This window comes from uncultured Lacinutrix sp. (assembly GCF_947500605.1).
Taxonomy (GTDB): Bacteria; Bacteroidota; Bacteroidia; order Flavobacteriales; family Flavobacteriaceae; genus Lacinutrix.
On record NZ_CANMSJ010000011.1, the window covers coordinates 1 to 13,155 of the forward strand.

The window sequence follows — 13,155 nt, forward strand, 5'->3', positions numbered from 1 at the left end:
TGTCATCGAAAGGTGTTACACTTAAATCGATATTGTTATCAGCATCTGTAGTTACAGTTACAGAACTATCTGAAGAAGCAACAGTTTGAATTTCGTTGGTTGCGTCTGTATCTCCATCTGCAGCAATGTGATTTGCTATAGCAGTTTCGTTGTTTGTGATAGCTGTATTTTGAGTTGCTTGTTCAGTTTCTAAAGTCGCAATATCTGTTGCGTTAGTTGCAATATTTGTAGTGTTTCCAGCAATTGCAGTATTTTGAGTTGATTGTTCAGTTTCTAAATCGTCGATATCATTAGCATTCTCAGTAATTTGAGTTTGAATAGCAGTGTCATCGAAAGGTGTTATGCTTAAATCGATATTGTTATCAGCATCGGTAGTTACAGTTACAGAGCTATCTGAAGAAGCTACAGTTTGAATTTCGTTAGTTGCATCGGTGTCTTCATCTGCAGTAATGTGATCTGCAATATTAAAAGCGTTTGTTGCAATATTTGTTGTGTTACCAGTAATTGCTGTATTTTGAGTTATTTGCTCTGCTTCTAAATCGTCGATATCATTAGCGTTTTCAGTAATTTGAGTTTGAATAGCAGTATCATCGAAAGGCGTTACACTTAAATCGATGTTATTATCAGCATCTGTAGTTACAGTTACAGAACTATCAGTAGAAGCTACAGTTTGAATTTCGTTGGTTGCGTCTGTATCTCCATCTGCAGCAATGTGATTTGCTATAGCAGTTTCGTTGTTTGTGATAGCTGTATTTTGAGTTGTTTGCTCTGCTTCTAAATCGTCAATATCATTAGCATTCTCGGTAATTTGAGTTTGAATAGCAGTATCATCAAAAGGTGTAACGCTTAAATCGATATTGTTATCAGCATCGGTAGTTACAGTTACAGAACTATCTGAAGAAGCTACAGTTTGAATTTCGTTAGTTGCGTCTGTATCTTCATCTGCAGTAATATGATCTGCAATATTAGAAGCGTTTGTAGCAATGTTTGTTGTGTTACTAGTAATTGCTGTATTTTGAGTTCCTTGTTCTGCTTCTAAATCGTCGATATCATTAGCGTTTTCAGTAATTTGAGATTGAATAGCAGTGTCATCGAAAGGTGTTACACTTAAATCGATATTGTTGTCAGCATCTGTAGTTACAGTTACAGAACTGTCAGCAGAAGCTACAGTTTGAATTTCGTTAGTTGCATCGTTATCATTATCAACTATTGAAAAAGTAGTTTGTACATTATCTTCATTAAAATAAGTAAAGGTTTGATTTCCATTATTGATTATAGATGTAGTAGTTTCTAAAGCAGCTATGTCAATAGTAACTGGATTTCCATCGTTGTTATTGAATGTGTAAGTTCCGTTATTATTGTCTATTAATGATGCTTTGGAGATGACATCAAAAGTTCCATCAGGTTTTAATAAGCTAACTGTTCCGTTATTGTTATCAATTAATTCTATACTGTCAACATAAGACTTTGGAGTTGCGTCACTATTATTAATTGGATTTCCAAGATCTGTAACGGTATTGCCATTCATATCTAAATTTCCAACCATAGTGTCTCCACTAACGTTTACATATCTGGGATCATAAAGTGCTGCATTAAAGGGGTCAATTGCTATCCAGTCCATAGAGTCAATATCGTAGATGTATGTGTTTCCAACTTGAGCAGGATCTGGTGCATCACTATTTACTACATATATGTCTCCTTCTTGAGGAGCTCCACCAACCTCGTCTGTCCCTATGTTATTTGTAGTGGTAGTCGGTCCAGTGTATACGTTACCAATTGGAATATTAACATTTCCACTTTCATCAGGTGTGCTTCCATTAACTGTAGCAACACGAGTTCCATAAACCCATTGCGAGCCATCCCAATATACTTCATCATTGCTATTTATTCCATTAGCAAACATGGGAAGTGTAATTTGAGCTGTTAGATCAACAAGATTCCCTGAAGTTGCAGAATTAGTTACTGTTAATTCTGTACCATTTAAAGATATATCTTGAAGCTCATTTGTGGGATCAATGTCTAGATCTACTGCAATATGATTTGTAATAGCATCTGTGTTATTTTGAATATTTGTATTCTGAATAGTTTGCTCAGTTTCTAAAGCAGCGATATTAGCTATATTTGTGGAGGTGTTCGCTGTGTTGTCAGTGATTACAGTATTCTGAGTTATTTGCTCTGCTTCTAAATCCTCGATATCATTGGCATTCTCAGTAATTTGGGTTTGAATAGCAGTATCATCAAAAGGAGTTACGCTTATATCGATGTTATTGTTAGCATCGGTAGTTACAGTTACAGAACTATCTGAAGAAGCTACAGTTTGAATTTCGTTAGTTGCATCTGTATCTTCATCTGCTGCAATGTGATTTGCAATTGTAGTTTCATTGTTTGTGATAGCTGTATTTTGTGTTGCTTGTTCAGTTTCTAAAGTCGCAAAAGCTGTTGCGTTAGTTGCAATATTTGTTGTGTTACCAGTAATTGCAGTATTTTGAGTTATTTGCTCTGCTTCTAAATCGCCGATATCATTAGCGTTCTCAGTAATTTGAGTTTGAATAGCAGTATCATCAAAAGGTGTTACGCTTAAATCGATGTTATTATTAACATCGGTAGTTACAGTTACAGAACTATCTGAAGAAGCTACAGTTTGAATTTCGTTAGTTGCATCTGTATCTTCATCTGCAGTAATATGATTTGCTATTGCAGTTTCATTGTTTGTGATAGCTGTATTTTGTGTTGCTTGCTCAGTTTCTAAAGTTGCAATATCTGTTGCGTTAGTTGTAATATTGTTTGTATTATCAGCAATTGTAGTATTCTGAGTTATTTGCTCTGCTTCTAAATTGTCAATATCATTTGCATTCTCAGTAATTTGAGTTTGAATAGCAGTATCATCAAAAGGTGTTACGCTTAAATCGATGTTATTGTTAGCGTCTGTAGTTACGTTAACAGAGTTGTCAACGGAAGCTACAGTTTGAATTTCATTAGTTGCATCTGTATCTTCATCAGCTGCAATGTGATCTGTTATTGTAGTTTCGTTGTTTGTGATAGCTGTGTTTTGAGTTGCTTGCTCAGTTTCTAAAGCTGTTATGTCTGTTGAATTAGTAGCAACTTCAGCAGATTCATCTAGTGTTGATAAATCGGTAGTTATAGTTCCTCCAGCATCAGTTGTTTCAAGGTTTGTTCCGTTAAGGATTACTGCAGTGTTAAGTTCGTTTGTGTTGTCTGAGTCCGAATCGTTTAATGAGATAATAGTGTTGCTACCAGCTTCGTCAACATACGTAAAAGTGCCATCATTGTTTAATGTTATTGATGTTACAGTTTCATTTGCCATTACATCTACACATAGGCTATTCCATGTATTGTTATTGTATTGGAAAAGGCAATCTTCATCTGTGTTATAAGCAATGGCTCCTTCTAGAGGAGTGATGGCGCTCATTTGGGCAGAAGTTATTCTTGTAACAACTAGGGTTTTTGTTGTGCTCTCTAATTCTAGAATAGAATTTTGATCTATAGTTTGTGGGTTTTCACCTATTTTAACTTGTGAGAATATACTTGTGCTAAGTAAGAGAGTAAATATCAGTAGGAACTTTTTCATTTATAAAGCTTTTTACTCAAATATAATTTTGATTAGCTTTATTCTTACTGTAAATGCTTGATAGTAGATGTGTTATCGGTTAAGTGTGAATATATTCGATGAAATGCGTAAAAAAAATCAAGAATTATAATTGTTATTCCTAAATAAATACTATTTTTGCCATCGGAAATGCGAGAGTAGCTCAGTTGGTAGAGCGTCAGCCTTCCAAGCTGAATGTCGCCAGTTCGAACCTGGTCTCTCGCTCAAAAGCTTCATCTAATCGATGAAGCTTTTTTTATGCTTTGTTTTTAATGAATAAATAATATTAGTCGTTCTTCTTTTTTGATTGAAAACGAGTGCCTTCTAGTGTGGCTTCGGTAAGATTTACTTGTAGGGAAGAAATTGTTTGGAGGTTCCTTGTTTATTTAAAATCATTTAAAGAAGTATTTGTTTCAATCTCGTAAGGTTCTTTTTCGTATTCGAAAATTCTCGCTTTCAAACTTCCTTTTAAAACAATATCCTTGCCTTTAATTTCAATATAGCTCCCTTCTCGTAATCCAATTACTGGTTGTGTGTTAAATTGGTGGAACTCTTTAATACGTGTTTCTCGAGTTTCTCCCATATGTTTGCTTCCAGTTATTGGATCTAAGTAGTGCGGATTGATGTTAAAAGGAACAAAGCTTAAGGTTTTAAAACTTGGTGGGTAAACAATTGGCATATCGTTAGTTGTATTCATAGTAAGTCCGCAAATATTACTTCCAGCGCTTGTTCCTAAGTAAGGTGTTCCATTATTAATAGTTTCTTTTATGGCGTTTAGGCATTTGTTGCGATAAAGTTCGCTAACTAAAACAAAAGTATTTCCACCACCAACATAAATACCTTTTGCTTGTTTTATTGCTTCAATTGGATCTTTAAATTCATGAATACCTTTTATTTTTTTACCTATACTTTCAAAAGGCTTTTTAATTTTTTCGGTATATTCATTATGAGAAATTCCACCAGGTCTAGCGTAAGGAATAAAAAGTATGTCATCCGAGTCTTTAAAATGAATTTTTAATTCATCTAAAAGGTAGTCTAATGGTTTTCCTCCAAAAACGGTTGATGTACTAGCGATAATTATACTTCTCATTATAGTTTATTTGTTGTAAATTTATATGACTCCAATTTAATGATAAAATATAAAGAGTTCTCTTTTTAACAAAAGTTTAAAACTCTTTTAAAATTTAATTAAGAAATGAAAACCGTTATTTACATAACTAAACCAATCCATATGAAACCATTATTATTTCTATTATTTTTTTCTTTAGCAACAGTATCTATGTTTGCTCAAGATGTCTCGCGAATTGAAGTTAAAGGTAAAATAATTGTAGATGTAGACGATGTGGAGAACATTACTGTCTATAATACAACTTCAAATAAAGGAACGGTTACAGATTCTATAGGAAATTTTGTAATTAAGGTTGCATTAAATGATGAGATTCGTGTTTCTTCTGTTCAATTAATTCCTTTTACAACAAAAATAACAGAACCAGTTATAGATACTAAAGTGTTAAAAATATATTTAAAAGAATATGTAAACACACTTGATGAGGTGGTTTTGTTACCATACGATTTAACTGGAGATCTTGCCACGGATGCTAAAGATGCTAAAGTATCTGATGCGATTGTTTTTGAATTTGGAAGTTTTGAGAACTTTGAAATGCCAGACGATTACCATTCTAAGGTAGATAATATAGCAATAGGTACTCAAAATGATCGTCAGCGATTTCAAGCAGATGGTATGGCAATTATTGGTTTATTAAGTAATTGGATTTTTAAAAATAAAAACAATAAAAATAAAGACAAGATAAATCCAAGATTAGAAACTCCAGTTTCTAGTGTTTCTTATGCCTTTAGTCCTTCGTATTTTACAGAAAATTACAATATTCCAGAAGATAGAGTGCAAGAGTTTATTGGTTATATTGAAGAATCTCATTTCGATGATACGCTTTTAGAGCCTAAAAATGAATTAAAATTAATTGAATATTTATTGGAAAAAAGTAAAGTATTCTTAGCTACTAAGAATGGCGGAAAAGAATAATATTTTTTGTCTGTTATTTTTAATTTCTTGTTTTAGTTTTTCTCAAAACACAATTTTATTAGGTGCTGTTGCTGGAGAGGAAAGTGTTGATGGCATTCATGTTATTAATCGTTCTCAAAAAAAATATGCAACTACAAGCGATAAAGGTGAGTTTAAAATGGAAGCAATTGTAAATGATACGATTGTTTTTACATCGGTACAGTATAAATCCTCAACACACATTGTGACTGTAGATAATATTTTAAACAAAACGCTTAATGTTAATCTTGAGACTCAGGTAAATCAATTGCCAGAAGCATTAATAGGTTTTACTCTAACAGGAGATTTAAGTAAGGATGTTTTAAATTCTGATGCGAAAAGATCAATAAATTTCTACGATGTAGGAATTCCTGGTTATAAAGGCAAAAGAAAAACTCAAAGCCAGCGATTATTAGCAGAAGCAGGAGAGTTTAAGCCAATAATGTTATTGGGGATTCTTGGAGGCTCAATTCCTTTAAATCCAATTTTAAATGGAATTTCAGGAAGAACTAAAGAACTTAAAAAGCGTGTTGATATTGAAAATAACACAAAATTAATGAATGCTTTAAAAAACAGACTGTCTGAATCGTTTTTTAAAGAAAATGAATTAAAAGAAGAACTTAGAGCAGAGTTTTTTTATTTCTGTGCAGAAGATGATGCTTTCGAAACTAGATGTGCTTTTTCTGATTTAGAAGCTTTAATTTTTATGAAAGAAAAGTATGTTATTTATAAAGAAAACCTTGCTTTAAAAGAATAACTAAAAACTTGGAATACTTTTTGTCTACTTTAAGTAATTTAGCAATCGAAATATATACACATGAAAATTTTTAAATCAGTTTTAGTTTTAGCTTTAATTATGTCATTAGCCTCTGCTAGTGCACATAAATATTATGTAAGTATTACTAAAATTGAATATGTAAAAGAGCAGCAATCGGTACAAATTATTACAAGAATTTTTATAGACGATTTCGAAAGATTACTTAAAGAGCGATTCGACGATAAAATAGTTTTAGATGTAAATGCAGATGAAACACAAATAGACAGCTATATTAAAAAGTATTTGCTTTCTAGGCTAAAAATAGATATTAACGGAAAACAATCTATTATAAATTTTATAGGTAAAGAATACGATGGAGATGTGGTGCAATGTTATTTAGAAATAGAAAAAGTAGAAAGCATTAAATCTTTTAGTATTGAAAATAGTGTGCTATATGATTTGTTTAGCGATCAAAAAAATATCGTGAGAACACATATAAATGGTAAGGATAAATCTTTTATTCTAATCCCTGAAAACGATAAAGGAATGTTAAACTTCTAAAAAAAGGAATGTTTAAATCTTAAAATTTGTTAAATTCAGCCTCTATTCTGAAAATAACAAAAAAAATGAACAATTTAAAGTACTTGGTGCTATCTGCGCTTTTTGTTACTGTTGGTGTGTTTGCTCAACAAGATCAAGAAAAAAAAGAGCCTCAACAAGGGCACGTTAATCAAAACAAATTCAAGCAACTTTACGAGGAGTTTTCTACTCCTAACATGTATCGTGCTGCATCTGGAGCTCCTGGAGTTGCGTATTATCAGCAACAGGCAGATTATAAGATGGATTTAGAATTAGACGATGTTAACGCTAAATTATCTGGTTTCGAAACTATTACTTATACTAATAATTCGCCAGATGTACTTAAATATCTTTGGGTGCAATTAGATCAAAACATGAGAGCAAAAGATTCTAAAACGCCTTTAATTGAAGGTAGTGGAGTTAGACCAGCAGCTCAAATTTCTTCTTACGCTAACGATTACATGAGTGATGGTTTCGATGGTGGTTTTAATATAGAGGAAGTAAAAGGAACAAATGGTAAGCCTTTACAGCACATGATTAATCGTACAATGATGCGTGTAGATATGCCTAAACCATTAGCTTCTGGAGAGCAATTCTCATTTTCAATAAAGTGGTGGTATAACATTAATGATCACGTTAATGGAAGAGGTCGTTCTGGGTACGAGTACTTTAAGGAAGATGATAACAGAGCTTATGTAATGGCACAGTTTTATCCTAGAATGGCTGTTTATAATGATGTAGAAGGATGGCAAAACTCTCAGTTTTGGGGACGTGATGAATTCGCGTTACCATTCGGAAACTTCGAGGTTAATATTACGGTACCTGCAGATCATATTTTAGATGGTACAGGAAAGTTAACAAATAGAAAAGATGTATTTTCTAAAGATATGATGAAGCGCTACGAAAAAGCACAGAAATCATATGATGAACCAGTTGTAATTGTTACTCAAGATGAAGTAGTTGAAAAACTTAAAACTAAATCTTCAAAAACAAAAACTTGGAAATTATATGCAGAGAACGTTAGAGATTTCGGTTTTGCAACTTCAAGACGTTACATTTGGGACATGATGTCTGTAAAAATTGGAAACAAAGATGTTATGGCTGTTTCTATGTATGGAAAAGAAGGAAACCCATTATGGGAAGATTGGTCTACTAAGGCAGTTGCAAGTACATTAAAATCATACTCTCGTATGACTTTCGATTATCCTTATCATAAAGCTATTTCAGTACATGCTAAGCAGCAAGGTATGGAGTATCCAATGATTTGTTGGAACTATGGTCGTCCAGATAAAGATGGAAATTATAGCGATCGTGTTAAATTTGGAATGATGTCAGTAATTATTCATGAGGTTGGACATAACTTCTTCCCAATGATTGTAAACAGTGATGAGCGTCAATGGACATGGATGGACGAAGGTTTAAATACTTTTGTGCAGTACGTTGCAGAACAAGATTTCGGAAAATGGTATCCAGGTGCTTTATCAGAAGGACAATCTGCATATCCTTCACGTCGTGGACCAGCAGCAAATATTACAAGATATATGGGAGGAGATCAAGATTTTATTGCCCCTATCATGACTAAAGGTTTAAACACTTACCAGTTTGGAAACAATGCTTACGGTAAGCCAGGAACTGCATTAAATATTCTTAGAGAAACAGTAATGGGACCAGAATTGTTTGATTATGCATTTAGAGAATATGCGCAACGTTGGATGTTTAAGCACCCAACGCCAGAAGATTTTTTCCGTACTATGGAAGATGCTTCAGCATTCGATTTAGATTGGTACTGGAGAGGATGGTTTTATACAACAGATTACGTTGATATAGGAGTTAAAGATGTGAAAAAATATTATGTAACTACTAAGCCAAATACTGAAGGAGGAAACCTAGCTAAACGTTTCGGAATAGATGAAAAAGATTTAGTGTACTTCGTAGAAGACGGAAGTGAAGAACATACTGAGGGAATGAAAAGCGAAAGTATTTCTGATAATTCTACACCATTAAAAGAATATTTAATGGATAATTTCACTGCTGAAGAGCGTGCAAAAATGGAAGAGCCTAAGTTTTTCTACAATGTTACTTTTAATAAGCCAGGTGGATTGGTAATGCCAATTATAGTTGAGTATGCTTATGCAGATGGAACTAGTAAAACTGAAACATATCCAGCGCAAATTTGGAGACTTAATGATAAAGAAGTTAGTAAAGCTATTTCTTCAAGTAAAGAGATTGTTAGTATAACTGTAGATCCTAAATTAGAAACTGCAGATGTAGATACTTCTAATAATTCTTGGCCAAGAGAGGTTAAACAAGGAGAGTTTGATAAGTTTAAAAATAAGACGAAAAACTAATTAATAGTTTTAATTTTTAAAAAAAAAGCCTATTCGAAAGAATAGGCTTTTTTTTATGTTTGAAGATTGGTTTTCAGTCTATTAAGTGTTGTTTTTGCATGTGATTAACGTAACTACCTAGTAATCAGCTACATGTAAATATTATTTATTAATTTTGTGTATTTTTAGTTAAAAAAATATGATATTATAAAAATTAACCACTTTAATTTCAATTTATTACATTAGCATTAGTATAAACCAATCAAACTAAAAATTATGGATAAAATGATGATTTATTTGCCGATAGTGTTGGCAATATTAGGCTTAATCTATATGGCAATTAAGCAAAAGTGGGTAATGAAACAAGATGCGGGAGATGGAAAGATGAAAGAGATTTCAGATCACATCTACGAAGGAGCGTTAGCTTTTTTAAATGCAGAATATAGATTGCTTACGGTTTTTGTAATTATAGTAAGTGTATTGTTAGCTATAGTGTCATTTGTTGTACCTACAACACATTGGTTAATAGTTGTTGCATTTATATGTGGTGCAGTATTTTCTGCTTTTGCAGGAAATTTAGGGATGAAAATAGCAACAAAAACCAACGTAAGAACAACGCAGGCAGCAAGAACAAGTTTACCAAAAGCGTTAAATATTTCTTTTGGAGGTGGAACTGTAATGGGACTTGGAGTTGCTGGACTTGCGGTTTTAGGTTTAACGTTATTTTTTATAGCATTCTTTCAATTTTTTATGGGTGGTGTTTGGACAAATACAATGGATATGACTATTGTTCTAGAAACTCTAGCAGGTTTCTCTTTAGGAGCAGAGTCTATTGCTTTATTTGCGCGTGTTGGTGGTGGAATATACACAAAGGCAGCAGATGTTGGAGCCGATTTGGTTGGAAAAGTAGAAGCTGGTATTCCAGAAGACGATCCTAGAAATCCAGCAACAATTGCAGATAACGTTGGAGATAATGTAGGAGATGTTGCAGGAATGGGAGCCGATTTGTTTGGGTCTTACGTAGCAACGGTATTAGCAGCAATGGTTCTGGGTAATTATGTTATTAAAGATATGGGTGGAAATATTGGTGAAGCCTTTGGAGGAATTGGTCCTATTTTATTACCAATGTCTATTGCTGGTGTGGGAATAATTATTTCCATTATTGGTACTATGTTGGTTAAGATAAATAGTAATGATGCTAAAGAATCTCAAGTAATGGGAGCGCTTAATAAAGGAAACTGGACGTCTATTGTTCTAGTAGCTGTCGCCTGTTTTGGCTTATGCAAATGGATGTTACCAGAGACTATGCAAATGAGTTTCTTTGGAGAGGGATTAATTGAGATTTCTTCAATGCGAGTATTTTATGCGACACTTGTAGGTTTAGTTGTTGGAGCAGTTATTTCGGGTGTTACAGAATATTATACGGGATTAGGGAAAAAGCCAATATTAAAAATAGTACAACAATCGTCTACAGGAGCAGGAACAAATATTATTGCAGGTTTAGCAACAGGAATGATTTCTACATTCCCATCAGTATTATTGTTTGCAGGTGCAATATGGGCGTCTTATGCCTTTGCAGGATTTTATGGAGTTGCATTAGCAGCTTCTGCAATGATGGCAACAACAGCTATGCAATTAGCTATTGATGCTTTTGGACCGATAGCAGATAATGCAGGTGGTATTGCCGAAATGAGCGAACAAGATCCAATAGTAAGAGAACGTACTGATATTTTAGATGCGGTTGGTAATACAACTGCGGCAACAGGAAAAGGTTTTGCAATTGCTTCAGCAGCATTAACATCTTTAGCCTTATTTGCTGCTTATGTAACCTTTACAGGAATCGATGGCATTAATATTTTTAAAGCACCAGTTTTAGCAATGTTATTTGTTGGTGGTATGGTGCCAGTTGTGTTTTCTGCATTGGCTATGAATGCAGTTGGAAAAGCAGCCATGGAAATGGTAGAAGAAGTAAGAAGACAATTTAGGGAAATTCCAGGAATCATGGAAGGTACAGGGAAGCCAGAATACGATAAGTGTGTTGCAATTTCTACAAAAGCATCTTTAAAAGAAATGATGTTACCAGGTTTATTAACTATTGGTTTTCCATTAGTAATCGCTTTTGTTCCTATGATCTTTGGAATGAATAATATGGCTATAGCCGAAATGCTTGGTGGTTATATGGCTGGAGTTACAGTGTCTGGAGTATTGTGGGCAATCTTTCAAAATAATGCTGGTGGTGCTTGGGATAATGCTAAGAAATCTTTTGAAGCAGGTGTAGAGATTAATGGAGTGATGACTTTTAAAGGATCGGAAGCTCATAAAGCAGCTGTAACCGGTGATACTGTTGGAGATCCGTTTAAGGATACATCTGGGCCATCAATGAATATTTTAATTAAATTAACCTGTTTAATTGGTTTGGTAATTGCTCCAATTTTAGGAGGACATACTGAAGAAGGTATGGTGATAAATGAAGAAATGTCTATTGAGAAAGAGATGGTTGTTAAAGAGGATATTACTGAAGCTTCTATTACTTATGTTGTAATAGTAGATGGAGAAGAGGTTAGTAAAGAAGAATCTTTTATAGGAACTGAGGAAGAAGTTGAAGCGCAACTAAAAGCGTTCGAGGCAGTAAATAAGTTAGCTAGTGATGAAGATGTTAAATTGATTAAGAAAATGAAGATCAATAAAGGTTAATCTTCATTAAAATATATTATTTAAACCTGCTAATTTGATTAGCAGGTTTTTTTGTGCTTAATTTGAAGTATGAGTTGGTTAAAAAAAGATCCATTACAAATTATTGCTTTCCAAAGTTATGGAACCGATACACATTTCTATTTACGAGGAAGAACTTTACAGGACGAATCTATATCTTTAGGTCAGAAAGGTTTTTTTAGGTTGTTGATTAATAGTTGGAAACGTCTCGAAAGTGATGAGGTAAAACACGTTGGGATTAATATTAAATTGCCAAACGGAAAGATATTAAAAGCTAAAAGCGATGATCACGGTTATTTTAAAGTTGAAGCAACTTTAAATGGATTAAAAGACTTGGCTAATAGCGAAGGTTGGTTGGTGTGTGAAGTTTCTTATAATGATGTAAACATTAAAAGGAATATACAGAATAACAATAGTTTTCCTGCCGAGATTTTAATACCTTCTATTAAAACAGAGTTTGGTGTTGCAAGTGATATTGATGATACTATTTTACATACAGGAGTTGTATCTACACTAAAATGGAGAGTATTGTATAATACTATATTCAAATCTGCAAAAATGCGTTTGCCTTTAGAAGGTGCGGCAGAATTTTGTCATTTATTGCATCTAGGGCAATCAGGTGAGAGCGCTAATCCTATATTTTATGTAAGCCATAGTCCTTGGAATTTGTATCGCTATTTGGAGTTTTTTTTAAGGCAAAACAATTTTCCTAAAGGGCCAATTTTGCTTAGAAATTTTAGCGATATACTAAAGAAGAAGACTCCAAATGAAAAGCCACAGAAGCAAAAGGAAATTTTAAATTTACTTAAAACATATCCAGATTTGCCTTTTATTTTAATTGGTGATAGTGGTGAGAACGATGTAGATATTTATATTGAAATAGCAGCTCAATTTCCAGATCGTATTAAAGCTATTTATTTGCGTAGCGTAAAGCATAAAAAGAAAATATTACGTGTAAAAAGTTTGCTTGAGAGTTATAAAACAACACCAGCGTTATTGGTGGAGAGTAGTGCGCAGGCTATTGCTCATGCACGTGAAAATGGATTTATAGAGCGCTAACTCATGGAAAGTACTACTATACTTTTAATTTACTGTGTTATCCAATTATTATATT

General features: G+C 33.3%; 8 protein-coding genes and 1 tRNA gene. 7 read left to right on the plus strand and 2 right to left on the minus strand.

Going from position 1 to position 13,155, the window contains the following annotated elements; translation table 11 throughout:
* A partial coding sequence (locus Q0935_RS13800; RefSeq protein ID WP_299387325.1) for a hypothetical protein occupies window positions 1–3,589 on the minus strand: 3,589 nt, incomplete at its 3' end.
* A gap of 170 nt (window positions 3,590–3,759) precedes the next feature.
* Here Q0935_RS13800 and Q0935_RS13805 point away from each other — a divergent pair.
* Window positions 3,760–3,832: transfer RNA gene (locus Q0935_RS13805), tRNA-Gly, on the plus strand.
* Window positions 3,833–3,989: 157 nt separating this feature from the next.
* Here Q0935_RS13805 and pepE read toward each other — a convergent pair.
* The gene (gene pepE, locus Q0935_RS13810; protein WP_299251159.1) at window positions 3,990–4,697 is read right to left on the minus strand and encodes a dipeptidase PepE; all 708 of its coding nucleotides are present in this window, start codon (window positions 4,695–4,697) and stop codon (window positions 3,990–3,992) included.
* A 141-nt stretch (window positions 4,698–4,838) separates the two neighbouring features.
* Here pepE and Q0935_RS13815 point away from each other — a divergent pair, with 141 nt between their 5' ends.
* The 6 genes from Q0935_RS13815 (at window position 4,839) to Q0935_RS13840 (ending at window position 13,100) form a co-directional block, all read left to right on the plus strand.
* On the plus strand, window positions 4,839–5,648 hold the full coding sequence (locus Q0935_RS13815; protein ID WP_299387329.1) for a hypothetical protein: 810 nt from the start codon (window positions 4,839–4,841) through the stop codon (window positions 5,646–5,648).
* The gene (locus tag Q0935_RS13820) at window positions 5,632–6,423 is read left to right on the plus strand and encodes a hypothetical protein (protein ID WP_299251163.1); all 792 of its coding nucleotides are present in this window, start codon (window positions 5,632–5,634) and stop codon (window positions 6,421–6,423) included. The genes Q0935_RS13815 and Q0935_RS13820 overlap by 17 nt, the downstream gene beginning before the upstream one ends.
* 60 nt (window positions 6,424–6,483) lie before the next feature.
* Entirely contained in the window at window positions 6,484–6,984 is a 501-nt protein-coding gene (locus Q0935_RS13825; protein WP_299251164.1) for a DUF6702 family protein, read from the plus strand.
* Between the two features lie 65 nt (window positions 6,985–7,049).
* Window positions 7,050–9,350, plus strand: coding sequence for a M1 family metallopeptidase (locus Q0935_RS13830; RefSeq protein WP_299387334.1), 2,301 nt, complete (start codon window positions 7,050–7,052; stop codon window positions 9,348–9,350).
* Window positions 9,351–9,605: 255 nt separating this feature from the next.
* On the plus strand, window positions 9,606–12,023 hold the full coding sequence (locus Q0935_RS13835; RefSeq protein ID WP_299387339.1) for a sodium-translocating pyrophosphatase: 2,418 nt from the start codon (window positions 9,606–9,608) through the stop codon (window positions 12,021–12,023).
* A gap of 69 nt (window positions 12,024–12,092) precedes the next feature.
* Window positions 12,093–13,100, plus strand: a complete 1,008-nt coding sequence (locus Q0935_RS13840) for an App1 family protein (RefSeq protein ID WP_299251170.1) — start codon at window positions 12,093–12,095, stop codon at window positions 13,098–13,100.
* The last annotated feature ends 55 nt before the right edge of the window (window positions 13,101–13,155 follow it).

Coding starts and splice junctions, on each gene's coding strand:
- Q0935_RS13820 (WP_299251163.1), top strand. CDS start 5,632: ATGGCGGAAAAGAATAATATTTTTTGTCTGTTATTTTTAATTTCTTGT.
- pepE (WP_299251159.1), bottom strand. CDS start 4,697: ATGAGAAGTATAATTATCGCTAGTACATCAACCGTTTTTGGAGGAAAA.
- Q0935_RS13835 (WP_299387339.1), top strand. CDS start 9,606: ATGGATAAAATGATGATTTATTTGCCGATAGTGTTGGCAATATTAGGC.
- Q0935_RS13840 (WP_299251170.1), top strand. CDS start 12,093: ATGAGTTGGTTAAAAAAAGATCCATTACAAATTATTGCTTTCCAAAGT.
- Q0935_RS13830 (WP_299387334.1), top strand. CDS start 7,050: ATGAACAATTTAAAGTACTTGGTGCTATCTGCGCTTTTTGTTACTGTT.
- Q0935_RS13825 (WP_299251164.1), top strand. CDS start 6,484: ATGAAAATTTTTAAATCAGTTTTAGTTTTAGCTTTAATTATGTCATTA.
- Q0935_RS13815 (WP_299387329.1), top strand. CDS start 4,839: ATGAAACCATTATTATTTCTATTATTTTTTTCTTTAGCAACAGTATCT.